Annotated in this window: 20 protein-coding genes; 2 read left to right on the forward strand and 18 right to left on the reverse strand. The window is 54.1% G+C overall.

From position 1 onward, the window contains the following. Positions 1 to 342 precede the first annotated feature (342 nt). From PJE062_RS14785 to PJE062_RS14860, 16 genes are all read right to left on the reverse strand, one after another. Positions 343 to 3,129, reverse strand: a complete 2,787-nt coding sequence (locus PJE062_RS14785) for a bifunctional aconitate hydratase 2/2-methylisocitrate dehydratase (RefSeq protein WP_008550627.1) — start codon at positions 3,127 to 3,129, stop codon at positions 343 to 345. 213 nt (positions 3,130 to 3,342) lie between these two features. After that, positions 3,343 to 4,950 carry a GMC family oxidoreductase gene (locus PJE062_RS14790; RefSeq protein ID WP_008550265.1) on the reverse strand — a complete coding sequence of 536 codons (1,608 nt, stop codon included), beginning with the start codon at positions 4,948 to 4,950 and terminating at the stop codon, positions 3,343 to 3,345. Continuing rightward, positions 4,950 to 6,458, reverse strand: a complete 1,509-nt coding sequence (locus PJE062_RS14795) for an FGGY-family carbohydrate kinase (RefSeq protein ID WP_083793260.1) — start codon at positions 6,456 to 6,458, stop codon at positions 4,950 to 4,952. The genes PJE062_RS14790 and PJE062_RS14795 overlap by 1 nt, the downstream gene beginning before the upstream one ends. A gap of 19 nt (positions 6,459 to 6,477) precedes the next feature. Further along, on the reverse strand, positions 6,478 to 7,332 hold the full coding sequence (locus PJE062_RS14800) for a class I fructose-bisphosphate aldolase (protein ID WP_086005226.1): 855 nt from the start codon (positions 7,330 to 7,332) through the stop codon (positions 6,478 to 6,480). Then, positions 7,322 to 9,088: a glycerol-3-phosphate dehydrogenase/oxidase gene (locus tag PJE062_RS14805; RefSeq protein ID WP_008550516.1), complete on the reverse strand. Its 1,767-nt coding sequence runs from the start codon at positions 9,086 to 9,088 to the stop codon at positions 7,322 to 7,324. Before PJE062_RS14805 ends, PJE062_RS14800 begins: the two co-directional genes overlap by 11 nt. 96 nt (positions 9,089 to 9,184) lie before the next feature. Next, positions 9,185 to 10,198 (reverse strand): aldo/keto reductase, encoded by a 1,014-nt coding sequence (locus PJE062_RS14810; RefSeq protein WP_008550157.1) that lies wholly within the window; start codon positions 10,196 to 10,198, stop codon positions 9,185 to 9,187. Continuing rightward, complete coding sequence (locus PJE062_RS14815; protein ID WP_008550476.1) at positions 10,195 to 11,175, reverse strand: sugar-binding transcriptional regulator; 981 nt, start codon at positions 11,173 to 11,175, stop codon at positions 10,195 to 10,197. Before PJE062_RS14815 ends, PJE062_RS14810 begins: the two co-directional genes overlap by 4 nt. 7 nt (positions 11,176 to 11,182) lie before the next feature. Further along, positions 11,183 to 12,106, reverse strand: a complete 924-nt coding sequence (locus PJE062_RS14820) for an ABC transporter permease (RefSeq protein WP_208608965.1) — start codon at positions 12,104 to 12,106, stop codon at positions 11,183 to 11,185. 111 nt (positions 12,107 to 12,217) lie between these two features. Beyond that, positions 12,218 to 13,738, reverse strand: coding sequence for a sugar ABC transporter ATP-binding protein (locus PJE062_RS14825; RefSeq protein ID WP_008550442.1), 1,521 nt, complete (start codon positions 13,736 to 13,738; stop codon positions 12,218 to 12,220). Between the two features lie 88 nt (positions 13,739 to 13,826). Next, positions 13,827 to 14,849: a substrate-binding domain-containing protein gene (locus tag PJE062_RS14830; protein WP_008550358.1), complete on the reverse strand. Its 1,023-nt coding sequence runs from the start codon at positions 14,847 to 14,849 to the stop codon at positions 13,827 to 13,829. Positions 14,850 to 15,304: 455 nt separating this feature from the next. Then, a complete protein-coding gene (locus PJE062_RS14835; RefSeq protein WP_208982334.1) occupies positions 15,305 to 16,174 on the reverse strand; it encodes an N-formylglutamate amidohydrolase in 870 nt (289 codons plus the stop codon). Positions 16,175 to 16,206: 32 nt separating this feature from the next. Beyond that, a complete protein-coding gene (locus PJE062_RS14840; protein ID WP_008550515.1) occupies positions 16,207 to 17,211 on the reverse strand; it encodes an ABC transporter ATP-binding protein in 1,005 nt (334 codons plus the stop codon). Continuing rightward, positions 17,208 to 18,194: an ABC transporter ATP-binding protein gene (locus tag PJE062_RS14845; protein WP_008550370.1), complete on the reverse strand. Its 987-nt coding sequence runs from the start codon at positions 18,192 to 18,194 to the stop codon at positions 17,208 to 17,210. Before PJE062_RS14845 ends, PJE062_RS14840 begins: the two co-directional genes overlap by 4 nt. A gap of 8 nt (positions 18,195 to 18,202) precedes the next feature. Next, positions 18,203 to 19,123, reverse strand: coding sequence for an ABC transporter permease (locus PJE062_RS14850; protein ID WP_008550122.1), 921 nt, complete (start codon positions 19,121 to 19,123; stop codon positions 18,203 to 18,205). 9 nt (positions 19,124 to 19,132) lie between these two features. Then, the gene (locus PJE062_RS14855) at positions 19,133 to 20,110 is read right to left on the reverse strand and encodes an ABC transporter permease (RefSeq protein ID WP_008550673.1); all 978 of its coding nucleotides are present in this window, start codon (positions 20,108 to 20,110) and stop codon (positions 19,133 to 19,135) included. Between the two features lie 116 nt (positions 20,111 to 20,226). Beyond that, complete coding sequence (locus tag PJE062_RS14860; protein WP_008550539.1) at positions 20,227 to 21,810, reverse strand: ABC transporter substrate-binding protein; 1,584 nt, start codon at positions 21,808 to 21,810, stop codon at positions 20,227 to 20,229. Positions 21,811 to 22,006: 196 nt separating this feature from the next. On the opposite strand from PJE062_RS14860, the gene PJE062_RS14865 reads away from it, so the two are divergent. Beyond that, positions 22,007 to 22,933: a LysR family transcriptional regulator gene (locus PJE062_RS14865; protein ID WP_008550144.1), complete on the forward strand. Its 927-nt coding sequence runs from the start codon at positions 22,007 to 22,009 to the stop codon at positions 22,931 to 22,933. Positions 22,934 to 22,980: 47 nt separating this feature from the next. After that, positions 22,981 to 23,943 (forward strand): M14 family metallopeptidase, encoded by a 963-nt coding sequence (locus PJE062_RS14870; protein WP_008550630.1) that lies wholly within the window; start codon positions 22,981 to 22,983, stop codon positions 23,941 to 23,943. Positions 23,944 to 24,193: 250 nt separating this feature from the next. Here PJE062_RS14870 and choV read toward each other — a convergent pair whose 3' ends face one another. Together choV and choW are read right to left on the reverse strand one after the other, a co-directional pair. Further along, positions 24,194 to 25,237 carry a choline ABC transporter ATP-binding protein gene (gene choV / locus PJE062_RS14875; RefSeq protein ID WP_008550615.1) on the reverse strand — a complete coding sequence of 348 codons (1,044 nt, stop codon included), beginning with the start codon at positions 25,235 to 25,237 and terminating at the stop codon, positions 24,194 to 24,196. Continuing rightward, positions 25,237 to 26,082 carry a choline ABC transporter permease subunit gene (choW, locus tag PJE062_RS14880; protein WP_008550561.1) on the reverse strand — a complete coding sequence of 282 codons (846 nt, stop codon included), beginning with the start codon at positions 26,080 to 26,082 and terminating at the stop codon, positions 25,237 to 25,239. The genes choV and choW overlap by 1 nt, the downstream gene beginning before the upstream one ends. Positions 26,083 to 26,191 lie beyond the last annotated feature (109 nt).

Here is a 26,191-nt window from a genome sequence, read left to right on the forward strand (position 1 = left end):
GATTTTCCGGGAAGTCAGATCAAGACAGAAAACCTTCTTTATCTATAAAAATCAACATACTAAGTTATTTAATGATATCACCAAGGAAACCAGACCACCTGCCCTCCGAAGGCAGAGGCCAGAGGTTCGAATCCTCTCGGGTGCGCCACTTTCTCGTAAAATTTGAAGCTTGTTACACAAGGTAGAAGGCTTGACTGTGTTTTTACGCGCTTGCGGTCAGTGTGCCTCGTGCGTGGTATTGGCTTTGACTTCAGAATGCCGACTACATCTAACGCTGCCCAAAAGAAAAGCGGGCGGTGTTGGGGCCGCCCGCTTTGTAAAGTTTGTCGCTGAAATCAGCTCTTAGAAGTGGACTGATTTGGAGTCCAGTGGCTTCTGGAGGGGTGGGGCGAATTTGGTGAGGTTGATGCCTTCTACCGCTGCCTTGTACTCGTCCATGCTTGGTGTTCTGCCCAGAATTGCGGAGAGAACAACAACAGGCGTGGAGGCCAGCAGGGATTCACCTTTCTTCTCAGCAGTATCTTCTACCACACGGCCCTGGAACAGGCGGGTAGAGGTTGCCAGAACGGTATCACCTTTTGCAGCTTTTTCCTGGTTACCCATGCAAAGGTTACAGCCAGGACGCTCCAGGTACATGATGTTTTCGTATTCGGTACGAGCTTTTGCTTTTGGCATCAGATCGTCGAACTCGAAACCGGAGTACTTCTGCAGGATCTCCCAGTCGCCCTCTTCCTTCAACTCATCAATGATGTTGTAGGTAGGTGCAGCAACAACGAGCGGAGCCTTGAATTCGACCTTACCACCGCTCTTCTCAAGATTCTTGAGCATCTGAGCAACGATCTTCATGTCACCCTTGTGAACCATACAGGACCCAACGAAGCCCAGATCAACCTTCTTGTCGCCACCGTAGTAGGAAACAGGACGGATGGTGTCGTGGGTGTAACGTTTGGAAACGTCGTCGTTGTTCACGTCCGGATCAGCGATCATTGGCTCATCGATCTGGTCCAGATCAACAACAACTTCAGCGAAGTACTTCGCGTTGTCATCGGGGGTCAGAGCAGATTTCTCACCAGACTTGATCTCAGCAATACGCTTGTCCGCTTTCGCGATCAGACCAGCCAGAACCTTCGCATCATTGTCCATGCCTTTGTCGATCATGATCTGGATGCGGTGCTTGGCCAGCTCAAGAGAACCGATCAGGGTTTCATCGTTGGAGATACAGATGGAGGCTTTTGCCTTCATTTCTGCAGTCCAGTCGGTGAATGTAAAGGCCTGGTCAGCCAGCAGAGTGCCGATGTGCACTTCGATGATGCGGCCTTGGAACACGTTGTCGCCGTGCTGCTTAAGCATCTGCGCCTGTGTTGCGTGCACAACATCACGGAAGTCCATGTGATCCTTCATGGTGCCTTTGAAGGTCACCTTCACGCTCTCTGGGATCGGCATGGTTGCTTCACCGGTTGCCAGTGCCAGAGCAACAGTACCGGAGTCCGCACCGAACGCCACGCCTTTGGACATACGGGTGTGGCTGTCACCGCCGATGATGATGTCCCAGTCGTCCACGGTGATGTCGTTCAGCACCTTATGGATCACGTCTGTCATGGAGTGATAGACGCCCTTAGGGTCGCGTGCGGTGATCAGGCCGAACTTGTTCATGAACTTCATGAGTTTAGGAATGTTAGCCTGCGCCTTCAGATCCCAAACAGAAGCGGTGTGACAGCCAGACTGATATGCACCATCAACAGTTGGAGAGATGACGGTTGCCGCCATGGACTCCAGTTCCTGTGAGGTCATCAGACCAGTGGTGTCCTGAGAACCAACGATGTTCACTTTCACGCGAACGTCGGAACCAGCGTGCAGAGTTGCGCCCGGGGTGGTACCAACTGCGTTGCGGTTGAAGATCTTCTCAACAGCGGTCAGACCCTGACCCTCAACGGAGATCTCTTTGGACGGTGCGAAAGCGGATTTCAGCTCAATGCCCAGTGTTTCAGATGCAAATGTCTGCAGCTTTTTACCGAACACAACAGCGTAGGAGCCACCTGCTTTCATGAACTCAACTTTTTGAGGTGTGAAAGCAGAAGAAATATCGACCAGCTCTTTGTCGCCGTCATAAAGCTTCTTGGTTTTGGAGTTGATGGTGAGCACTTTACCTGTCTCAACAGAATAGGTCTGCTCAAGAACAGGATCACCATTTGCATCCAGAACTGCATTGCCGTCTGCATCCAGCTTCTTGACCCAGTTCTTCAGGTCAAGGCCGATACCGCCGGTCACGCCAACAGTGGTCAGGAAGATTGGAGAAATACCGTTGGTGCCTGCAACAACCGGTGCGATGTTCACGAAAGGAACATATGGGCTTGCCTGCTTACCAGCCCACAGCGCAACGTTGTTCACGCCGGACATACGGGAGGAGCCAACACCCATGGTGCCTTTTTCAGCAATCAGCATCACGCGTGCATCAGGGTTTGCTTTCTGCAGTTCCTGAATTTCCGCCTGTGCTTCAGGGGTGATCATGCATTTACCATGCAGTTCACGGTCAGAACGGGAGTGCGCCTGGTTGCCTGGAGAAAGAAGATCAGTGGAGATATCGCCTTCACCAGCGATGAAGGTAACAACCTTGATCTCTTCTTCTACTTCAGGAAGCTTGGTGAAGAACTCAGCCTTTGCGTAGCTTTCCAGAATGTCTTTTGCAACAGCGTTGCCTGCTTTAAACGCAGCAGCAAGACGATCGGTATCAGCGTCGTACAGGAACACCTGAGTTTTCAGAACGTCTGCAGCCTGAGCAGCGATTGCAGCGTCATCACCCAGCGCCAGATCAAGCAGAACCTCAACAGAAGGACCACCCTTCATGTGAGAGAGCAGCTCAAAAGCAAATGCAGGGGTAATTTCTTCTACAACAGAGCCACCGAGAATGATCTCTTTCAAGAACGCAGCCTTTACACCAGCAGCGCTCGTGGTGCCTGGCAGCGTGTTGTAAATGAAGAACTTGAGCGACTCTGCTCTGTGTTCGTTCTTAAGATCTTTAATTTGCGCGATAATTTCACCAACAAGGGCACCATCTTCAATCGGCTTCGGGTTCAGTCCCTCACCTTTACGCGTTTCAATCTCATTCAGGTAGTCTGTGTACAAGCTCATGATTATCCTGGCGATTTAGTGTTAGATGTAGCTTGAACGCCGGGTCACAGAATCTTCTGTCAAACCGGGGCAAGTTTGTTGTATGCGGATGTATACCAAACAATACAAACTTGCAAGATTTTTCCGAGTAAAGAAAGAGAGAAGAGCTGCCAGCGCCATTTGCAAGACTACCGGTTTCGCTAGGCTTAGGAATGATTGTTTCTACGTATAGCCTCAATCCGCCAAAATCATGTCTGCGGCTTTTTCGGCTATCATGACGACTGGGGCATGGGTGTTGCCGGAGGGGAGGGTTGGCATGATGGAGGCGTCTGCTATGCGGAGGCCTTGGAGGCCGTGGACTTTCAGGTCTGAGCTAACCACCGCATTTTCGTCTGAGCCCATTTTGGCGGTACCGACCGGGTGGAAGATGGTTGTGCCGACATCGCCTGCTGCTTCGATCAGTTCCTCATCGCTTTCATAGGCCAGACCGGGTTTGATTTCGGTGGCTTTGTAGTGCTGCATGGTTTTGGTGGCCATGAGTTTTCTGGCGTGTCGGATTGAATCTATGGCGACTTGTTTGTCTTCCTGTGCGCTCAGGTAGTTTGGTGCGATAACGGGGGCATCGCGGTAGTCTGCGGATTGGATGGAGACTGTTCCGCGGCTTTCCGGGCGGAGATTGCAGACTGATACTGTGATGGCCGGGAATGGGTGCAGGGGATCACCGAATTTTTCAAGGCTGAGTGGCTGGACGTGGTACTCGATGTTTGGCGTTGCGTAGCGCTCTGAAGACTTGGTGAAGATGCCGAGCTGGCTTGGAGCCATGGCCATTGGACCGGAGCGCGTGAGCGCATACTCGGCCGCGATTTTGGCCTTGCCCCAGAACGTGCGTTGCATCTCGTTGAGGGTTTTCGCTCCCTGTATCTTGAAGATCGTGCGCAGTTGCAGGTGGTCTTGCAGGTTTGCGCCGACACCTTGCAGCTCGTGCAGCACCTCTATGCCTTGGGATTTGAGTAGATCAGCCGGACCGATGCCTGAGAGTTGGAGCAGCTGCGGTGAACCGATGGCGCCCGCAGAAAGGATGACCTCTTTACCTGCCTGAACAGTCATCGGTTTGCCTTTAGCAGTTAGGTTCAGCCCTGTAACACGGGTTCCTTCCAACAGCAGCTTTTCTGCCTGCGCGTGGGTGACGATGGTGAGATTGCTGCGGTTTTTGACTGGACTAAGGAAGGCGCGGGCGGCGCTCCAGCGGAGACCACTTTTCTGGTTGACCTCGAAGTAGGACGTTCCTTCATTTTTGCCATCATTGAGATCATCCGCAGCGGGGATTCCAAGTTCTGCTGCCGCATCCTGCACCGCGTTGAGGATGTCCCAGTTCAGGCGTTGTTTTTCGACCCGCAGTTCGCCACCCTGATGGTGCAGAGCGTTGTTGCGGAAGGCGTGGTCTTCTGATTTTTTGAAATAGGGCAGCACATCATCCCAGCCCCAACCGGTATTGCCGAGCTGGACCCAGTGGTCGTAATCAGCGGACTGACCGCGCATATAGATCATGCCATTGATGGATGAACAGCCGCCTAGGACTTTGCCACGTGGGTAGGCGAGAGATCTGCCGTTGAGGCCCTTTTCTGCGGCGGTGCTGAAGCACCAGTCTGTTCTTGGATTGCCGATGCAATAGAGGTATCCAACGGGAATATGGATCCAGTGATAGAGGTCTGAACCTCCCGCTTCCAACAACAGCACCTTGTTGGCAGGGTTGGCACTGAGGCGGTTGGCCAGCACGCAACCGGCTGAACCTGCACCGATGACGATGTAATCGTAGGTTCCAAGAGACAGACGGGTGGACATCACGCCAGCTCCTCTTCTTCCAATGGCAGGCTAAAGCGCTGGCTTAACTTGCAGAACTTGGCATACCGACGATCCATGAGCTCGCGAAGTTCTTCTCTTGGTGTGCAATGTCGAGTTTGGCGGGTCATGGCCTCGATACCAGCTTCAAACTCATAGAACACCCCTGCCCCAACACCTGCTGCGATGGCCGCGCCCAACGCGCCGGTTTCCTGACATTCGGAGATGGACAGCGGGATGTTGAGCGTATCAGCGAAGATCTGTGGCCAGATCTGACTTCTGGAACCGCCACCGGACAGAACTGCGGTTTCAAAGCTTGCGCCAGCGGCTTTAAGCTGTTCGATGTGGCGACGATGTTCGAAAGCAACGCCTTCATAAAGCGCGTAGAGCATATCAGCGTGGGAATGCCAGCCAGCAACGCCGATGAAGCTGGCGCGGGCTCTCGGTTCTGGACCCGAGCCATAAAGGAACGGCAAAACGAACGGCAAATCCTCAGATGGCGTGACGCTCTGGACCATCTCATTGCACAGAGCAAACGCGTCTGCACCTTCCAGAGCCGGGTTTACGTGTTCGATGAACTCGCGGACATACCATTCCAGATTAGCTGCGGAGGTGGCGCTGGCTTCGATCTCCATGACTTTGTTCGGTCCAAAGCTGGAGGCCATGAAGACACGTGGGTCATGCAGCGGTTTCTCAGTGATGATCTGGTTGATGCTCCAGGTACCGACCACGATGGAAGCTTCGCCTTGCTTGACCACACCAGATCCCAGCGCGCTGGCGATTACGTCGAATAGGCCCGCAACAACAGGTGTGCCTTCGGCAAGTCCGGTTGCTTCCGCAGCTTGGGCTGAAACTTTGCCTGCGCATTCTTCCGGTGCCAGCAGTTCTGGCAAGTGCTCCATGGCATCTGAGAGGCCGTAGAGGCTCAGTAGCTCAGCATCATAGGCGCTGGTTTGCATATTAAGCAGACCGCAGCCGCTCATGTCGGAGATATCGCTGACACGCTTGCCGGTGAGCTGGTGGAGGATGAAGTCCTTGCAGAGAAACACCGTGCCGATTTGGGCATAGGTTTCAGGATCATGATCCTTTACCCAGCGCAGTAGGGTTGGGGTTTGAGAAACCCACGGCTTTTGCAGGCAGATGTCGTAGAGCGGATCATCTTTGCCTTCTGCCGTATAGCGCTCCACCGTTTCAATGGCGCGGGTGTCCAGAGACTGGACGGCCAGCAGAGGCTGTTCTTGTTTATCCAGCAGATACAAACCGTTGCCGTGGCCAGCACAGCCGACGCCGATAATCTCACTGGCGGAGACGTCTGCCTCGGCGATCACTTTAGAGATGACTGAGGCAGCATTGGACCAGAGCTCTCCCAGATCTCGGAGAACATGACCGGGCGCTGGGCTAGAGGATACGCCATCCCGCCCGGCCATGGATACAATCCTGCCCGATAAATCAAACAAGACTGCCTTAATAACCGTGTTACCGGCATCAAGCCCGAGTAGATAAGAGCCCATGGTTTCCCCCAATTCCCGATTATGCAGCTTCGAAGGCTGACTGATAGATCGCCCAGGCTTCTGCCGCGTCGACATCCTGATGGATCATCGCCATGAGAGCCTGAACCACGCCGCGTGGATTGTCATGCTGATAAATATTACGACCGTACACCATGCCGTGCGCCCCTTGACGCATCAAACGGGATGACTTTTCAAAGACCTTCAGCAGGTCTTCCTTGCCGCCGCCACGTACAAGCACTGGGCAGCGAGCCGCCTCAACCACGCGGTGGAAGTCATCCGGGTTGTCAGTTGGATCGGCTTTGACGATATCTGCGCCCATCTCACGTGCCAGACGGACCAGTGTGACGATCTTATCGGCGTTGCCGTCCACCAGATAGCCGCCGCGCTCGCTGTTTGGCTGCATGACGAGCGGTTCGATCATCAGCGGCATGCCGTATTTCTCGCAGGCGTTGGTGAGGCGGGAGATGTTTTGGACGCATTGTTTAAACAGCTCCGGCTCATCCGGCAGCATGAACAGGTTCACGACCACACAGGCAGCATCCATACGCAGGGCTGTGAGGATTGGCTCTTCCTCATTTTGCATCAGCGCCCACATATGGCGGTGGCGTTCTGCATTGTAAGGGTTTCCCATATCGACGCGCATCACCAATGCTGGCTTATTCTTGCCGTCGATGGTTTGCAGCAGATCGGACTGGCCGTAATTCATCTGGATGGCATCCGGACCAGCATCTACCAGCGCTTTTACAACGCCGCCCATATCTTCCAAACCATCCATAAAGGTTGGTTCGTTGCAGACACCGTGGTCAATGGCGACGTCCAAACATTTGCCGCCGGAGAACAGGCGGTTCATTCGCACTTTTTTGCTAAGATACATTGGAAGTCTCCATTTCAATATGATCTTCAATGAGTTGCTTCATGCCGTGATAGGCACTTAGGTAATTTCGTGTTTCGGTGGCGTGGTCTTGCCGCAAGTTCTCATCCCATCCACGCTGATTGGCGAAGATCCGGGAGATATCTTCCAGCGTGTTGGTGGTGAGCGTGCCTGAGATGGCGAGGGTGGTTCTGCGCAGGACCAGATCGAGCATGTTGGCGACATGTTCGGCATTGATGAGATGTGCAATCTCCGCGTGGGTGTAGGTTTCAGCATCTGCCAGCGGCTGGTCTGACTGGTTGGCACAGGCGAGGGCAACATCACGGGCTTTGGTGCCGTATCGCTCCAGCAAGGTTTCGAGACGCTGCTGGGAGGCACCCGTTTCGGACATAACGGCCTGATACCAGCGCTGTCTTTGCGCTTCTGTTTGCGGGTAGGCGGCACCTCCGCCGATGCGTGCCTCTAGTGTAGAGTGGGTGCGTTTCATGCCGAGGTCTGCCAGCACCGCATCTGCCACTTGCTCACCGAATGCGCGGAAGGTTGTCCATTTGCCGCCGACCATGCAGCGCACGGGGGCTGAACCTCCGGCCAGTGAGCCGAGGTCTACGCAGGAGTGATCCCGGGAGATCTGGCCGTTGATAGCAGAGTTGCTATGGGGCAGAGGGCGGACACCGGCGAAGGTGAAGCGGATTTGCTCCGGGGCTATCTTGATGTTTGGGAAGATGCCTTCCAGCGATTTGAGGATGTAGTCCTGCTCTTCCTGCGTGCAGATCATGCCGGTTGGGTTTTCGACGCGGATGTCTGTCGATCCAACAAGCACAAGGCCCTGATAGGTGAAGAGAATACAGACGCGGCCTTCTTCATTTTCAAAGTAGACCATGTGATCACCAATGGCTTTGCGCAGTTCCTCATTGTCGATCATGAGATGCGAGCCTTTGGTGCCGCCAATCAGGCGTTTCTTAAGTGACGATACCTCATCTGTGAGGGCATCATTGGTGAAGTCGATCCAAGCGCCTGTGGCGTTGATAATGGTCTTGGGCATCACGATCGTTTGCTGGCCGCTCAGTTCATCATTGAGAATGATCTCGCCATTCCCCTTGCCTGTTGCGCGGGTATAGTTGAGGGCTAGTGTTGTTGGGTTTTCAGCAAGGGTTTGCTCAATGATTTCAAAGCCAAGTCGCTCTGGCTGGGTTACTGAAGCATCGTAATAGGTTGCGCTGCAGAGGGTTTCCGGGCGGTATTGCGGGAACTTCTGCCTGGTAGCCGCTTTACCGAAGAACTGGTGGCTGGGCATAACTTTGTTCTTGCGGGTGAAAAGATCATAAAACGTCAGGCCAGCCTTGATCATCAGGGCACCACGGCGCGGTTGAGACTGGCTCAGGCGGAAAAAGCGCAGGGTGCTGCCGATGATGCCGTCGAAGTAACTGGAAATTGGGATTGATGTTGGCAAGGGCTTCACATAGTGCGGAGCGTTGGCAAGCAACGCATTGCGTTCCATGAGAGATTCCTGCACCAGACGGAACTCACCATTTTCCAGATAGCGCAGGCCGCCATGAACCATGCGGGAAAGGGCCGCACTGGCGCCGCTGCAATAGTCCGCCGCATCAACTAGGATGACGTTTGCACCAGCTAGCCCGAGTTCGCGAAACACGCTAGTGCCATTTATGCCTGCGCCAATTACAAGCACATCTGGCGTGGTGTTTTGTTTTAAACGCCCCCAGATATCGTCCCGTTCCATATGCCGCAAATTATGGGCCATAGCCAAAGCACTCCCGTTGCCGGACCATCTCGTCGACGGTCCAGCCTGACCTCACTGCCCCGAGGTCGCTGTTATTCCTTGAAATCCGAGCGGATTTTAGTTGTCGTCAAACCCGGAGAGATGGCGATCGATTGCCTGAGAAATCATGGCAATTTCATCTCCTGCCAGCTGCAAAGTCCCAGCATGGGCGTTCTCGGTTGCCTGCTTCACATTGCGCGCGCCGCATAGAGCGTAGGTGATGCCCGGTTGGGCGAGTGTCCATGCAATCACGGTCTGTGCAATTGAGATGTCATGGGCTTTCGCGACTGGCTCAATCTCTTTGGTGAAGTTCTGGATTTTGATGCGGTTCTCAACGCTGAAGCGCGGGTTCTGGAGGCGCTGGTCATCGCCTTCGAATACGCGGTCTGGCCCGACCTTGCCTGAGAGCAAGCCGAGTGCGAGTGAGGAGTAGCTGAGTGTAGCCACATCATGCTGTTTGCAGAGCGGTAGCAAGGTTTGCTCTATGCCTCTGTCGAGCATGGAATAGCATTCCTGAATAGCATCCAGCTGCCCAGCAGCGACATACTCCTGCAGATCCTCAGGAGACGCATTGGAGATTCCGATTGCACGGATCTTACCTTGCTGTTTGAGGGTGAGCAGTGCATCCATCGTCTCGGCAATTGGTGTTGTGCTGTCCTGCCAGTGGGTGATGAACAGGTCGATATAGTCTGTCTGCAAGCGGCGCAGGCTTTGTTCTGCTTCGTAGATGATGGAATCCTTGCCCAGATAGCGATAAACGGGCTTGCCTTCCTCATCAAAGAAATGAGTGCCTTTGTCTGTGTGCCAGACAAGGCCGCATTTGGTCGCCAGCACCACTTCATCCCGGCGGCCTTTTATGGCTTCGCCGACGAGCTTTTCGGAGCGACCCAGACCGTAAGCCGGGGCGGTATCAATCAGGCTAACTCCTGCATCCAGTGAGGCGCGCACTGCATCGATGGAGGCCTTGTCATCACCGCCGCCCCACATCCAGCCGCCCATGGCCCAGGTACCAAGGCCGATGACAGAGGCATCGATGCCGGACTTGCCCATGGGGCGCAGTTCCATTTTGCTCTTTGTTGCTAAAGTGGTCATTTCTCGGCCTCGTTCATTGTCTGCAAAACTGTGCGACAGGTGTTTTCGTCTGTCACCAGAGCGTTGATGTAGTCGCCTTTCAGGATTGTGCGGATCGGCAGCACCTTTTGCTTTCCTGCTGCAACGCCAATGGTGAAAGGTATTTTTCTGAGTTCATCCAGTGTCAGGCTCACCAGCTGGTCATTGAGGGCATAGCCGCAGGCCTGACCGCCTTCTTCAATAAGGTGAGCGAGCAACTCGCCAGTGGCACCGCTTTGCAAAATGGCTTTGCGATCTGCCTGACTGGTCGGGTGCAGGCTGTAGTAGCTGGAGTCTTTGGTCAGAATTGAGCCGATACCAACGACTGCGATTGTTGCTCTACGCGCCATTTCCAGAACGAACTCGTTTTGACGCATTTCCTTAAGCATATCGCGCTGCTGCGTGCTTTCTGCGAAGATTGGAGCGTGCAGCTGGTAGCTGCGCCCGCCCAGCGCTTCAGCCATTTGCGCGGTGACGTGGTTCACATCGATAAAGTGGTTGCCCTGCAAGCAGCCGGTGGCTGGAACCACGACTACATTATAGGTTTTCTCGGGCTTCAGCGCGGCAACAAAGGCAGACATGCTCTTGCCGCCGGAGACCGTGACTATGTCGCCGTCCTTGAGTTTTGAAAGGAACAGCTTGGCAGCAGCTTCGGCAACGGATGCAAGGTTGACATCGTCCTGCTCTGAGATTGTTGCCGCGACAACGGCGCTGTCCAACCCACCAAGGCCCGCGATTTCGTGCTCCAGATCGAACAGGGAGCGGAAGGGAGAGCGGATTTGGATATCCACCATGCCCATTGTGCGGCCCTGTTTGATCATACGGTTGACCTTGGGGTGCGAGACGCCAATTAACTTGGCAATCTCGGCCTGGCTCTTGCCCTCGATGAAGTGCATGACGAGGACTTTGTAGATTTGCCGTGTGGCGTCCAGTTCGCTCTGATCTATCTTTGTCAGCATAGCTACCTCACGCGCGCTTCTTGTGAAGGATATGATCGAGCGCGACTGCCACCAGCAGAATGCAGCCGCGGATCAAGTCCTGCCAATAGACAGATACGTCCAGCAAGATGAGGGAGCTTGAGACCACAGAGAGCAGAACCACGCCGAGGATTGCGCCAAGGATAGTACCTGAACCACCATTGAGGCTGGCACCGCCGATAACGGCTGCTGCGATGATGTTGAGCTCCATGCCGACGCCGAAGTTTGGTGTCGCAGCTCCAAAGCGAGCCATGTAAATGACACCGGCAACGCCTGCGAGAGTGGCACACAGGACGGTGACCCAGAACTTCACCTTGTCGGTACGGATGCCGGAGTAAGCGGCAGCTTTCTCATTGGAGCCGGTGTAGAACACCTTGCGGAACAGAGTGGCCTTGCGGAGCAGGATGTCGAAGGCGAGCACGATGGCGAAGAAGATGAGGATCACCACCGGGATACCTGAAACCGTGCCCTGCCCGAGGAACTTGAACTCCGCTGGGAGTGTGTAGAGTGAAAGCGGGGTGCCCTGGGTGATGACCAGACAGATGCCGCGCACAATCACCATAAAGGCCAGCGAGGCTATGAAGTGGTGAAGACCGATCTTGGTGACACACAGGCCCATGAGCATGCCGATGCCTGCACAGAGGACAACGGCAACACCGCTTGCCAGCCATGGGTCCATACCCATCAGGAACAGCTTGCCGCCAACAACCATTGCAAAGCAGACAACCGAGCCGACAGAAAGGTCGATGCCTCCTACGATGAGCAAGATTGTCATACCGACCACCACAATGCCTTCTACGGAGAAGGAGAGCAGCATGGCTTTGATGTTGGCCCAGGTGAGGAAGTAGGGCGAGGCGAAGCTCATCACGATGCAAAGGGTTATGATGATGGCGAGAAGGCCCGCTTCACGCATGTTCTTGAAGTGTCCGAGCCGGAGCGCTGGGCTTTTGAGTACCTGCTGCTCACCTGCTATTGTTGCTGTCTCTGTCATACTTAAATCTTTCAATTAACTGGCGAATGGGGATCAAGCGGCGGTTTTGCTGGTGTGAAGGCCAGACGCCAGTTCCATGATGCGTTCTTCGGTCATTTCATCTGGCCCAACTTCACCGCTGAGTTCGCCTTCGCAGATCACGAGAATGCGGTCACACAGGCCAATCAGCTCGGGGAGTTCGGAGGAGACGACCACAAGGCCGATACCTTCCTCTGCCAGTCTGCGGAGCAGGGCGTGGATCTCCACTTTTGCGCCCACATCAATGCCGCGTGTGGGTTCGTCCATGAGGATGATTTTCGGGTTCACTGAGAGCATCTTGGCGATGGCCACTTTCTGCTGGTTTCCGCCGCTGAGGGAGGAAACTGGCAGATCCAATCCGCCATGCTTGAGGTTGAGACGCTCACCTAGTGTCTTCGCCTGCTCCAGCTCTGCCTTGCGATCCAAAACGCCTGTTGCAGTTGAGACTTGGTCTACATCCAGAGCCGAGACGTTCTGTGCGATGGAAAGATCGAGGAAGACGCCCTCCCCTTTGCGGTCTTCTGAGAGGTAGACGATGCCTTTTTTGATGCTCTCCTGATAGGAGTTGATGCGGAAGGTTTCACCGCCCAGTTCCACCACTCCAGAATCGTGATGATAGAGGCCGCAGATGCCTTGCAGGATTTCGCTTCTGCCAGAGCCGATCAGGCCGCCGATGCCGAGGATTTCGCCGGGGCGCAGGTCAAAACTGATGCTTCGGAAGCGCTCTGGGTCCGTCAGGTCTTTCACCCGCAGCAAAGGCGTTGCGGTGATATCGATATTTTCGGCCTTGGGTGGGTAGAGATCGCCCAGATCACGGCCTACCAGTTTGCCGATCAAGTCATCCGGGGTGATATCAGCCACATTATCGGTGCAGATGTACTTGCCATCACGCAGGACGGTGACCCGATCACACTGCTCGAAGATTTCTGCCATGCGGTGGCTGATGTAGATGATGCTGATGCCATCTTCTTTCAGCTTCTGCATGATTTTGAAGAGGGCAACCGCTTCAGTCTCCGTCAGAGCTGCAGTCGGTTCGTCGAGAATGAGAATTTCGCAGTCCAAAGTCAGCGCCTTGGCAATCTCCACGATCTGCTGGTTGGAAATGGAGATCTTCTCCACGTTTATAGCTGGATCAATCGGGGACAAGCGCGCGAGGATTTCAGCGGCTTTCTTCTTCAAACCAGCGTAATCCATAAAGAGCGAGCGCCGGGCGTTTGTGGCTGCCATAAAGATGTTTTCGGCAACGGACACATCCGGGCACAGCGCTATTTCCTGATGAACCAGCCCAACTCCTCGTTTTTGCGCATCGGCGGGACCATCAATGGTGACAGTTTCTCCGCGCAGGATGATCTCGCCGTCGCTGGGCTGCAGGATGCCATCAATGATGTTCATCATGGTGGACTTGCCTGCTCCGTTTTCACCTGCAAGAGCGTGAATTTCGCCCTTACGCAGTTCAAACGAGACGCCTTGCAACGCTTTGACCGCTCCGAATGATTTGCTGATGTTGCGCAGTTCCAGAATTGGCTGCTCGCTCATATTCCCCTCCCCGATCCAGCTCTGTTGTTGAACTGGTGTGAAGCCTCACACTCCGGTATCGCTAAAAGCGTGAGGCTTCCTTTCAGGCTTACTCGTTGATGCCTTTGGTGCCGCGACGCTTCAGGTATTTGTCCCAGTAGAAGTCGTCGGCATTGGCGGCTGTCACAATGGAGAAGCCGTTGTCGAGGTAAGGCACACCCATTGGGTTGAAGCCTGCGGACTTGTAGTCGTTCATCGGATCGATGAGGTCACTATGGTTTGCCAGCCACAACATCATGAAGCCCATGTAGCCCTGAACGCCCTGGTTCGGGTTCACCGCACCAAACACTTCACCTGCTTTGATCAGGTCCAGCATCTTTGCATTCACGTCGGCGTGCATGATCTTGATTTTGCCGCCGAGCTCTTTGGCCGCCTGAGCCGCACCCAGAGCAGAGTTTGCTTCTGGCATGAAGATCGCACCGAGGTCAGGGTGAGCCTGAGCCATGGACTGCACTGCATTGTAGGCTTTGGTTGGATCCTGATTGGAAGCTGCGCGGGTTGCGAGCTTCATATCAGGCCATTTTTCTTCCATGCGAGCGATGAAGCTTTTTACGCGTACATCATGGTTGTCCTGACCCGGATTTTCCAAAACAGCGTACTTGCCTTTGCCGCCCATTGCCTCAGCCACTGCATCAGCAGCGTATTTGCCTTCGCTGACGTTGTTTGAGGTGATGTAGGAAACACGCTTGGAGTTTGGAGAGTCCGCAGCAAACGTCACAACCGGAATTCCCATTTCCGTTGCGCGGTTGATTGGCTCGATGAACGGGTCAGAGTTCATTGGGTGCAGCAGAATGCCTGCTGGCTGCTTTGCCAAGGCCTGCTCAAAGCTGGCGAGCTGTTTGTTGACGTCATACTCCGGCGTGCCGGTGTAGACGGTTTTACAGCCCATCTGCTGTGCTGCCTGCTTGAACATTTCATAGACCGGGAACCAGTATTCAACACCGGAAACCATCACGTTCATGACGTAGGTTTCGCCTTCTTCACACTGGAATGGATTGTCCTGTCCTGCGGTTGCTGGTGCTGTTGCCCCAAGAACAGCAGCCAGACCAAGTCCGGCAATAAACTTTTTCATATTCCCCTCCCAAAAGGTAGAAAGCTAAATACATAGCCATCTAAATGATTAGTATTCCGCACCAGACCAGAATAATCAGGACCAGTTCCTCCAGCGGAACGCGAACAAAAATCAGTTCGTGAAGAAAAAATGGCGAAGACAATCAAGAGGGTCAACATATTTCCAGCAGTGAAATATATTTCTTATCTAATCATCGATAATTTATTAGAGGAATACTGCTCATCTATTATTAGAGATAACTATGCATGGAGAATGATTTTATCTTGATGCGTTGTGCGCGTTACTTATTGAAATAAATAAGGAATTTTATCTGTAATATCACGTAGAGCTCGGAGATAAAGAGCGCCGCACAGACGCACAATTTTGAGGTGAGATTTGTGCCTCTGCACCTCAGGCTGAGGAGGTGCAGAGTCTCTATTTGAGAGCCAAACCAGAGCTGATCAGCCTTTGAGAGATTAGGCGGGTTCGGTGATTTTTTGTTTTGTGTAGGCGGTGAGGCGATTCACGAAGGTGCCTAGATCACGTTGGAGATTGTCGAAGTTCGGGTATTTTTCGAGCGTCACTTCGCTCATGTAGAGGCCGCGGCTGACTTCGATCTGGAGGGAGTGCCAGCCCTGTTGGGGGCGGCCTGTGTGAATGACCAGCTCTGCACCTTTGTAGGGGTCGTTGATCTTCACTTCATAGCCGAGGCTGAGCAGAATATCCTTTGCAGTGTTGATGTACTCAGGATCGCATGTTGCGCCTTCGCGGTCACTCAAGGTGATATCGGGTCGCTTCTCGCCTGCTCCGGTTTCATGCATCACCGTTGAGACTGCCTGCATGCTGTGGCAGTCCAGATGATAGGCCACGCCAAAGCGGGCGTGGGCTTGCTCCATGAGGCGGGTTAGGGCGTCGTAGTAGGGCGAGTAATAGGCGTCTATGCGGTTTTCGATCTCTGCTGCTGTCAGTTCTCGATCATAAAGAGGGCCACTGCTGGGCGGGGCTTCTGTCCAGATGAGACCTTTGCCCAAATCACTGCGGAAATCCGGCTTTGCTTCCCTTGTCCAGCCTTTGATAATGGCCGGATCGATGTTGTCCGCACGGCGGTTGGGGTCGATGTAGATGCGCGGGAACAGGGCTTCCAGGTAGATACCACCGGTTTCTGCGGCTTTTTCGAAGAGTTCGTGGACGTATCTGTCTTCTGCGCATTTGTAGCGGCTGGCTGGGACGCAGGGGCGGAAGTCGGCTGGATAGATCTCTCCGGAATGAGGAGAGTCCACCACCAGAGGACTTGTCAGTTCCGCAGGGCGATGGATTTTCAGCACATTTTCAATGGATTGGGGCAATGTATCTCTCTCAAATAGCTTGGGGGTGCGCATCAGCCGTCGTTCAGGTGACAGGCGGAGACATGGCCGGGAGCAATTTCCCTCAAGGCCGGTTGGCTCTCAGCGCAGCGTTTGGTGGCAAATGGGCAGCGCGGATGGAAATGGCATCCGCTTGGGGGTGCCAGTGGTGATGGGATCTCGCCTTTGATTGGCTCATACACCTGCTTGCGGGCATCAATGCGCGGGACTTCGCGCAGCAGGGCCTGCGTGTAGGGGTGGTTGGGTTTGGCGAAGAGTTCATCTGTTTTCGCGATCTCAACCACACGGCCCAAATACATGATCACCACACGATCAGAGAGGTGCTCCACAACGCCGAGATCATGACTGATGAATAGATAGGTGAGACCGAGCTGAGCCCGCAGGTCCATGAAAAGATTGATGACCTGCGCCTGAATGGACACATCGAGTGCTGCGATGGACTCGTCACACACGAGAAATTCCGGGTTTACCGCCAAGGCGCGGGCAATGCCGATGCGTTGGCGCTGTCCGCCAGAGAACTGGTGCGGATAGCGAGTTTTGAAATCCGGATCGAGCCCCACACGCAGGAGCATCTGGTCTACGTAGTCGGACAGCTCTGCTTTTGAGACAAGGCCATGAACACGTGGTGCTTCACCGATGATATCACTCACCCGTTTGCGCGGGTTTAGGGAGGACATGGGATCCTGAAAGATCATCTGTACTTTGAGCTGGGCGTTTTTGGCATCGGCTCCAGAGAGTTGTTTGACGTTGTCTCCGTGGAAATGAACGGTGCCGTCACTGGCTTCATGAATGCCTGCCACGACACGGCCCAGCGTGGACTTTCCGCAGCCGCTTTCGCCAACAAGGCCAACCACTTCGCCCGGTGCAATGCTGAGCGAGACATCATCGACTGCGTGAACCACTTGCTCCTTGAGGTTGGAACCGAAGAAGCGGAGTGTTTTTTCGGCAAGATCCAGCTTTTTGGTGAAGCGTTTGGAGACGCCTTGCAGCTCGATGACTGGTGTTTCCAGAAGCGTCATGCCATTTCCTCCTGCTTTACAGGATGGAAGCAACGCACGTGCCTTTCCTCTCCCAATTGCGTGATCTCCGGAGCCGCGACCAGACAATCACTCTGCTTTGCCGGACAGCGGCTGGCGAAGGCACAGCCTGCGGGTAAGTTGAGCAGTGACGGCGTCATACCGGGGATCTGGTAGAGTTTCGCACCACGTTTGTTGCGGCTCGGGACGGATTCAATCAGGCCCTTGGTGTAAGGGTGCAGTGGGGCGTCCAGCACTTCATCGATGCTGCCCTGTTCTACAATCCGCCCAGCGTACATGACTGCGATCCTGTCTGCCAAACCGCTGATAACGGCCAGATCATGCGTGACCCAGATGAGAGACATGCCGGTTTCGGAACACAGCTTGCGAACTTCGTAGAGGATTTGCGCCTGAATGGTGACATCGAGCGCGGTTGTCGGTTCATCGGCGATGATCAGATCCGGCTCATGCAGCAGTGCAATGGCGATGGCTACACGTTGGCGCATGCCGCCGGAGAACTGGTGCGGGTAGGCTGTGAGACGTTCATCCGGTGAAGCGATGCCTACGCGTACCAGAGCTTCGCGGCAGCGTTCTCTGGCTGCTTGTTTGGAGATGTCCTCATGGGCCTGAATGGCTTCGATCATCTGCGTGTCGATGCGCAGGACGGGATTGAGAGTCATCATGGGGTCTTGAAAGATCATCGCTATCTTCTTGCCCCGCAGCTCGCGCCACTGCTTTTCGTCTTTTCTGGCCAAATCATCCCCGTTGAGGAGGATCGAGCCGCCGACCACCCTGCCCGGTTCATCCACCAGACCGATCAACGAGAAGCCGGTGACAGTTTTGCCGGAACCACTTTCGCCAACGAGGCCAAGGATTTCACCGGAATTGACAGAAAAACTGACATCATCAACGGCTTTGACCACACCTGCTTTGGTGAAGAAGTGGGTTTTGAGGTTTTTGACTGTGAGTGTGTTTGGCGTGTTCATTGTTATCCTCACTTCCTCAGTCTCGGGTTGAGGACATCGCGCAGCTGATCTCCCACCAGATTGATGGAAACCACGGTGACGAGCAGGGCTATACCAGGGAAGAATGAGATCCAGTATTTGCCGCTGATCACATACTCAAAGCCATTGGCGATGAGCAGGCCGAGGGATGGTTCTGTCTGCGGCAGGCCGACACCGAGGAACGACAGGGTTGCCTCTAGCGCGATGGCATGGGCGGTCTGAACGGTTCCCACCACGATGAGTGGTGGTAAGCAGTTGGGCATGATGTGCAGGAAGAGCACGCGGGCATGACTTAGGCCAAGACACGTGACAGCCTCCACGTATTCCTTGCCGCGCTCGACCAGTGCTGTTCCCCTCACCGTTCGGGCGTAATAGGCCCACTGTGCAACGACCAGTGCGAGGATGATTTTGTCGACGCCCTTGCCTAGCAAAGCCAGCAGCATAAGGGCAACCAGTGAAGCCGGGAAAGAGAGCTGCAGATCGACTATGCGCATGATGAAGGTTTCGGTGCGACCTCCGGCATAGGCTGCGATCAAGCCGACAGACATGCCGATTATGAGCGCGATGATACCACTGGTGACGCCGACAGAGAGCGAGATGCGCAGGCCGTAGAGGATAGCGGAGAACAAGTCTCGCCCTGCCCCATCTGTGCCCAGCCAGAAGGTGTAGCCGTCGAAACTTTCAGCTCCGGGTTCCATGCGCGCATCCAGAACGCTGACTTGCGCCAGATCGTAAGGGTTTTGTGGGGTGATCCATGGTGCGAAGAGCGCTGCGGCAATGATGGTGAAGAGGAGAAGCGCTGCGACGACAGCGACTTTGCTTTCAACAAACTCTGAAAGGAAACGGCCCATAGGCGTTTCGCCTGAAAAGAGCTTCTTTCGCGGTGGTTTGAGGCTTGTTTCTATAGTCATGGCCGCCCCTTAGCTTGTCGCATCCTGAAGCCGCATGCGCGGATCCAAAATGGAATAGAGGATGTCAACAATCAGGTTGATGACGACGAAGAGCACCACGATGATCATCAGATAAGCCACGATGATTGGCCGATCGAGCTGCTGAATGGCATCGATGAGCAGCTTGCCCATGCCGGGCCACGCGAAGATGGTTTCCGTCACTACTGAGAAAGCAATGAGAGAACCGAACTCAAGGCCGAGGACGGTGACCACCGGGATCATGATGTTCTTGAACAGGTGCACCATGACAATGCGGTTGGCGGACAGGCCTTTGGCGCGGGCGAACTTGATAAAGTCCATATGCATGACTTCCCTCACCCCTGCCCGCGTCAGGCGGATGACCAGCGAGATTTTCAGGAGCGCGAGGTTTATTGCAGGAAGGACGATGTGTGAGAAGCCGTCAGCAGTGAGGAACGACACCTGCAAACCGAGAACTGAGATGGTCTCTCCGCGTCCTGTAGCGGGCACCCAGTCAAGCATCACTGCGAAGAGCATGATCATCATGATGCCAACCCAGAATGTGGGCAGCGAGAAGCCCAGAATTGAGCCGCTCATGATGAGGCGTGAGGAAATGGCGTTGGGGCGCAGGCCTGCGTAAAGGCCCAGCGGGATGCCGATGACAATCGCCATGAGGAGCGCCATAAAGGCGAGCTCCAGCGTGGCGGGCATGCGTTCTATGATGAGTTTCAGGGCTGACTCACCAAAAACAAAGGAAGTGCCTAAGTCTCCCTTAAACGCGTTGCTGACGAAAACCATGTATTGCTGCCACACGGGCTTATCGAGGCCGAAGTCGCGGATTACGCGTTCAATCTCGGCCTGATCCGCATCCGGCGCGACCAACATATCGATGGGATCACCCACCACATTCACGCCAAAGAACACAATGACGGACATAGCAATCATGACTATGCCACTTTGCATCAGGCGTCTGAGAATGAAGACAGACATGTCTCTAAATCTTTCGCAGGTAAAGACAACCCATTGAAATTACAGGGGTGTCAATCTGGCTTCAGATAAGAAAAAGGCCGGCATGGAACCTACGCCGACCTTTTGATTGCGTGCGATTACTCAGCGGATACGCCCCAGGACAGGGTGTATTCATCCGTGCGTGGCAGGTACTGGAGGCCCTTGCGGGTTGCCCATGTGTTCACCTGATAGTGCAGCGGAATAATCGCCTGATCGTTGATGGCAATCTCGGTTGCTTTAGCCAGCAAGTCCTGACGTTTTTCATCATCAACGGTGGCCAGAGCTTCCTCGATCATGGCGTCTACTTCCGCATTGGAGTAGCGACCACGGTTGGAGGAGCCGAAGCCCTTGTCCTTGTCGTAGGTATGGATGAGAGAGCGCAGCGGAGACGATGCTTCACCGGAGCCAGCGCCCCACCCTACGAGAACCATTGAGAATTCTGGCGTGTTGTTTGGACCACCACGGGACGCGCGTTTGAAGTAAACTGAACGCGGCATGGTTTCTACATCGGTTTTGATGCCGACGCGGTTGAGCATCTGTGCGATGGCTTCCACGATCTTGGCATCGTTGATGTAGCGGTCATTCGGGCCGTGGATGCGCAGCTCGAAGCCATCCCCAACGCCTGCAGCGGCCAGAAGCTCTTTTGCACCTTTGGCATCGTACTCCACCGGCTTCAGGTTCTCGCTGACACCAAAGAATCCATCTGGCAGAAGCTGGCCTGCTTTGACAGCAACACCTTCCATCACGCGCTCAACAATCAGATCACGGCTGATGGCCTTGGAGATCGCCTCACGAACGCGTTGATCTTTCAGTGGGTTTTTGATGGCTCCACCACCCATAGCTTTTACGAATGGGCTGTCATCACGATCATGATCCAGATGCAGGTAGATGACGCGGTTGGATGGGCCTTGCCACAGAGAGACTTTGTCGTTGCCGCTCAGCACTTCAATGTCTGTTGTTGGGACACCGTTGATCAGGTCAACATCACCCGCCAGCAAAGCCGCCACGCGAGATGGGCCGGATTTGATTGGCTTGAAGGTTACCTTATCCCACTTCGGCTTTGCGCCCCAGTAGTCAGCGTTTGCTTCCAGCACAATGCGGTCGCCCGGCACATACTCAGAGAACTTGTATGGGCCTGAACCGACGGTCGCTGTACCGGCATTGTACATCTCGGTTGTTGCATCGGTTCCTGCTTCTACAGAGATGATGCTGACCGTAGAGATATCATTCGGAACAAGCGGATAAGGCTTTTCGGTCGTGATATGGATTGTGTAGTCATCAATCTTTTTGACCGTTTTGCCTTTGGTATATGTGGCGAAACTGGATGGTGAGTTTGGCACATTTGGTGCGCGCTCAAACGAGAACACCACGTCATCCGCATTGAACGGATTGCCATCATGGAACACCACGCCTTCACGCAGTTTCAGCTCCCATGTGGTGGCGTTGACTGGCTTCCAGCTGGTTGCCAAACCGGGCTGCAGCTGCTGTTTCTCGTTTTGGTGAATAAGGCGGTCGAACATATGATAGGCAATCATATTGTTCGGGCCCAGATTGTGGTAGTGCGGGTCAATCGCGCTTGGCTCTGAAGACAAGCCGATGGTCAGATCTTCAGCTGAAGCCACTCCACCCATAAGCAACATGGCACTTGCTGTTCCAGCAAGCCATTTCTGCAGCTTAATCATTGCTGCTCTCCCCTCGAAATTATCGTTCCCTCTGGCGATTAAAATTCATTCGCCCAGTAACAATGCCGCTGCTTCTTTATTGGATGTGTCTTCACCACAAGGGCAAATCACCGGTAGAGCTTCGCGGTTGACTTAAACCGTAGTATGTGTTTTCAACATTGTCATTCAAAAATTTATAATCAAAACGCATAGAACTATGTCCGATACCCCTACCCGTCCACGCTTGAGCCTTCGAGAGTTTGAAGTTTTACGCGCTGTTATCAGCGTCCGGAAAACAACTGCAGCCGCTGCCCGCCTTGGTATTTCGCAGCCAGCCGTAAGCCGTGCGATCAAGCATCTGGAAGAGCGACTGGGCAAAACACTGTTTAATCGCGACAGCGGACGACTGGTGCCGACCTCTGATGCGCTGGCGCTGAATGAGAAGCTTGAGCCGGTGTTTGAGATGCTGGCAGGGATTGAGAACGAGACCTTTGTTTCTCAACACAGCAGCAAGCCGCTGCGTCTTGCAGCTCCCCCGACAATCTCACATCGCTTCCTGCTTGGTGTGATTGCGGAGTTCATCAAGGCTTATCCAGGGCAGAAGGTGGAGCTGGAGATTGGGACATCCTCTGATGTGCGCAATCATGTGGCTGAAGGACATGCGGATCTTGGGATTACGGATGGGCTTTCTAAGCATGCTGGGTTGACGCTGGAACCACTGCGCTCTGCCATTGCGCATGCTGTTTTGCATCGGGATCATCCCCTTGCCAGCAAAGCGTTTATTGAGCCCGAGGACTTTGACGGACAGGATTTCGTCGCCCTCACCCGCCGGTTTCCGGTGCGCGCTATTTTGGAGCGCATGTTTGCGGAACGGGGAATTCGGCCTAATATTGTTGCCGAATCTTCTACCGCCGTCTCCGTGAGTGAGCTGGTGCATGCAGGTGTTGGTGTCAGCGTCCTCAACCCTTTTCCTGTTGCGCGAAACCATCCAGAAACGCTGGTTTTTCTGCCGTTTAAGCCGCGTATTTCCTACCTCAACGCCTTCATATTGCCTGCAACGACGCCCAGCACTCCAATCGCCAGAAAATTCATTGAGTTCACGCGCGCCTTCGAGATTGAGGACCCATATTCAACACCGGCCTAGATGCATTTTCGGGCTGGTGTGACCTATACTTTTCAAGGACCATTGCCATGATTATTGAAAGTACAGCTTACCCTATCGAAATCGATTTCCCTGATATCCTGCCCTACAAAGTCGGTAATACCGGCGTGGACTGGATCACCACGTTCGATTCCGGCACGGCCGGGCCGCATGTGATGATTTCAGCCCTGGTGCATGGCAACGAGCCATGTGGTGCCGTTGCTTTGGACTGGTTGTTCAAGCAGGAAGTTCGCCCTGTGCGCGGCAAACTGAGCTTCGCTTTCATGAACGTTGCAGCCTACAACGCCTTTGACCGCAACGACCCAACCGCATCACGCTATCTGGATCAGGATTTCAACCGCGTCTGGCAATCAGCCTCCCTCGATGGTCCGGAAATAACACGCGAGCTGGAACGGGCGCGTGAAGTGCGGCCTGTGATTGAGAGTGTTGATTATCTGCTGGATCTGCACAGCATGCAGCATAAAAACCCACCTTTGATGCTGGCGGGAGATCAGGAAAAAGGGCGGACACTCGCCAAACAAGTTGCTGACCCTGAATGGATTATTTGCGACTCTGGTCATGCAGAAGGCAAGCGACTGCGTGATTATGACGGGTTCTCTGAGGCCTCCAGCCCTAAAGCTGCGTTGCTGCTGGAGGCTGGACAGCATTGGGAAGCAGCAGCAGGCCCTCGTGCGATTGCAGCGAGCATCCGTTTCTTGCGTGCAACAGAGTGCGTACCAGCTGACTTTGGTGAGGCGCTTTTAGAAGAACAGACGCCATTGGTGTCGCAGAAGACCATAGAAATCGTCGCGCCTGTTACGGTTCAAAGTGAAAACTTCCGCTTCAACGAAGATTATCGCGGAATGGAAGTCATCGCCAAGCAAGGCACGGTGCTTGCGATGGATGGTGATACGCCTGTTGTCACACCACACGATAACTGCGTCCTGATTATGCCGAGTCGCCGTCTGCAGGTTGGCAAGACAGCGGTTCGCTTAGGTAAGCTGTTGGATTAAAACATGCTTTGGCTGGGGCATCACCCCAGCCGTGTTTGTTTAAGCGTTCAATTCTGCAGTTTCTGAGCAGATGTTTTTCAAACTCTTCCATTGCCATTCTGGCAGCACCGGATCCTTTTTGGCCTCACCAACATTGGTGACAATGCTACCGTCGATGAAATCTCCTATGAAAATGGAAAAACAAGCACGATAACAAAAACAGGCGCACCTTTGGGGGTGCGCCTGTTTGGAATCGATGATTTGGGTTTGTTTAGACGAAGCAGTCCATGATTTCCTGTTCGCGGATGATGCCGACGGGGCGGTCGCCGCGGAAAACTGCGATTGGGCCAGCGTGTTTGCGCTTCATTTCAATCACATCACGGATCATCTGTTTGGCAGTGCACCTCGGCATATCGTCAACGCTTACGATTATGTCTGCGCTTGCATCAGACAGGTTGGTCATGATGTCTTCTGCGTGCAGAACGTTGAGTGGGTTCATGTGCGCTACAAATGACTCAACGTACTCATCAACCGGGTTCTTCACGATCTCCTGCGGCGTGCCGATCTGCACCACATGACCACCTTCCATAATGGCGATACGGTTGCCGATTTTGGCGGCTTCGTCGAGGTCGTGGCTCACGAACACGATGGTTCTGTGCAGCTTTTCCTGGAGGTCCAGCAGCTCATCCTGCAAGTGGCTGCGGATGAGGGGATCCAGAGCGGAGAATGGTTCGTCCATCAACAGGATTGGTGCATCGGTGGCAAAGGCTCGGGCCAGACCAACACGCTGCTGCATGCCGCCGGAAAGCTCATGCACGTATTTGTCGCCCCAACCGCCGAGGCCGACGAGCTCCAGCTGCTCTTCAACGCGTTCGAGGCGCTGAGATTTTGGGATACCGGAGAGTTCCAGACCGAAGCCAACGTTGTCGCGCACGGTGCGCCATGGCAACAAGCCGAACTGTTGGAACACCATAGCAACGCGCTCGCGGCGCAGTTTGCGCAGACGTGCAGCAGAGCAGGTGGTTGGGTTGACTTGTTCGCCATCATCCGCCACCAGAATTTCACCGCGGCAAACCTTATTGAGGCCATTGATAGCGCGGAGCAGGGTGGATTTACCGGAACCAGACAGGCCCATCAGAACGAGCAGTTCGCCCTGCTGGATATCAAAGGTCGCGTTGGCTACACCCACCAGTTGGCCAGTTTCTTCCTGAATTTCTGCGCGGGTTTTGCCAGCGTCAATCAGGGGCAGGGCAGCGTCTGGCTTATCACCGAAGACGATGGACAGGTTTTTGAAGGAAACAACAGGATTGGTCATTACTTGCCGCCCTTATCTTCTGAGCTTTTGAAGAAGCGGTCCAGCACGATAGCGACCAGAACGATTGCAATACCGACTTCAAACCCTTTTGCGATATTCACTGTGTTCAGCGCGCGCAGTGTTGGAACGCCAAGGCCATCCGCGCCAACGAGGGCAGCGATCACGACCATGGACAGGGACAACATGATGGTTTGCGTCAGGCCTGCCATGATGTTTGGCAGAGCGTATGGCAGCTCGATCTTGAAGAGCTTTTGCCAGTAGGTGGCCCCAAAGGCTTCACCGGCTTCCAGCAGGTGCTTTGGAGTGGAAGCAACGCCGATCTGGGTCAGGCGGATTGAAGCTGGCAGAGCGAAAACGACGGTAGAGATCAGACCCGGAACCACACCCAGACCAAACAGGATGAGGGCAGGAATCAGGTACACAAATGTCGGGATTGTCTGCATCAAGTCCAGCACAGGACGCACCCAGGAGAAGAACTTTGGATGGTGTGCGGAGTAAACGCCGACAGGAATGCCGATCAACATACAAATGAATGTGGAGCTGAGGATCAGCGCCAGCGTTTCTGTGGTTTCATCCCAGTAACCCTGATTGATGATGAGCAGCAGGCTCAGAGCAACAAACACGGAGAACATGACGGACCTTCTGACCACAAAGGCCAGACCGGTGGCAATAACGACAATGCCGAGCGGGTGAGGGGCTTGCAAAAGCCATAGTACACTGTCGATCAGCCATTCAATTGCAACGGAAATTGCATCGAAAAAGCCACTTGCGTTGTCAGTGAGCCAGTCAACGTACCACTTGGCCCATTTGCCAATGGGTAGTTTATGCTCTGTTAGCCACTCCACGGGAAACCTCAGATTTTGTTATTGTATATCAACGCGTTAACGTAATTCAAATCAATCGGGCGAGATGCAAAAAGCTTGATACCGACACGCAGCTTGCCCCAGTTGCGCG

Source organism: Pseudovibrio sp. JE062 (genome assembly GCF_000156235.1).
In the GTDB taxonomy this organism is placed as follows: domain Bacteria; phylum Pseudomonadota; class Alphaproteobacteria; order Rhizobiales; family Stappiaceae; genus Pseudovibrio.

Coding starts and splice junctions, on each gene's coding strand:
- PJE062_RS14785 (WP_008550627.1), bottom strand. CDS start 3,129: ATGAGCTTGTACACAGACTACCTGAATGAGATTGAAACGCGTAAAGGT.
- PJE062_RS14790 (WP_008550265.1), bottom strand. CDS start 4,950: ATGTCCACCCGTCTGTCTCTTGGAACCTACGATTACATCGTCATCGGT.
- PJE062_RS14795 (WP_083793260.1), bottom strand. CDS start 6,458: ATGGGCTCTTATCTACTCGGGCTTGATGCCGGTAACACGGTTATTAAG.
- PJE062_RS14800 (WP_086005226.1), bottom strand. CDS start 7,332: ATGTATCTTAGCAAAAAAGTGCGAATGAACCGCCTGTTCTCCGGCGGC.
- PJE062_RS14805 (WP_008550516.1), bottom strand. CDS start 9,088: ATGGCCCATAATTTGCGGCATATGGAACGGGACGATATCTGGGGGCGT.
- PJE062_RS14810 (WP_008550157.1), bottom strand. CDS start 10,198: ATGACCACTTTAGCAACAAAGAGCAAAATGGAACTGCGCCCCATGGGC.
- PJE062_RS14815 (WP_008550476.1), bottom strand. CDS start 11,175: ATGCTGACAAAGATAGATCAGAGCGAACTGGACGCCACACGGCAAATC.
- PJE062_RS14820 (WP_208608965.1), bottom strand. CDS start 12,106: ATGCGTGAAGCGGGCCTTCTCGCCATCATCATAACCCTTTGCATCGTG.
- PJE062_RS14825 (WP_008550442.1), bottom strand. CDS start 13,738: ATGAGCGAGCAGCCAATTCTGGAACTGCGCAACATCAGCAAATCATTC.
- PJE062_RS14830 (WP_008550358.1), bottom strand. CDS start 14,849: ATGAAAAAGTTTATTGCCGGACTTGGTCTGGCTGCTGTTCTTGGGGCA.
- PJE062_RS14840 (WP_008550515.1), bottom strand. CDS start 17,211: ATGACGCTTCTGGAAACACCAGTCATCGAGCTGCAAGGCGTCTCCAAA.
- PJE062_RS14845 (WP_008550370.1), bottom strand. CDS start 18,194: ATGAACACGCCAAACACACTCACAGTCAAAAACCTCAAAACCCACTTC.
- PJE062_RS14850 (WP_008550122.1), bottom strand. CDS start 19,123: ATGACTATAGAAACAAGCCTCAAACCACCGCGAAAGAAGCTCTTTTCA.
- PJE062_RS14855 (WP_008550673.1), bottom strand. CDS start 20,110: ATGTCTGTCTTCATTCTCAGACGCCTGATGCAAAGTGGCATAGTCATG.
- PJE062_RS14860 (WP_008550539.1), bottom strand. CDS start 21,810: ATGATTAAGCTGCAGAAATGGCTTGCTGGAACAGCAAGTGCCATGTTG.
- PJE062_RS14865 (WP_008550144.1), top strand. CDS start 22,007: ATGTCCGATACCCCTACCCGTCCACGCTTGAGCCTTCGAGAGTTTGAA.
- PJE062_RS14870 (WP_008550630.1), top strand. CDS start 22,981: ATGATTATTGAAAGTACAGCTTACCCTATCGAAATCGATTTCCCTGAT.
- choV (WP_008550615.1), bottom strand. CDS start 25,237: ATGACCAATCCTGTTGTTTCCTTCAAAAACCTGTCCATCGTCTTCGGT.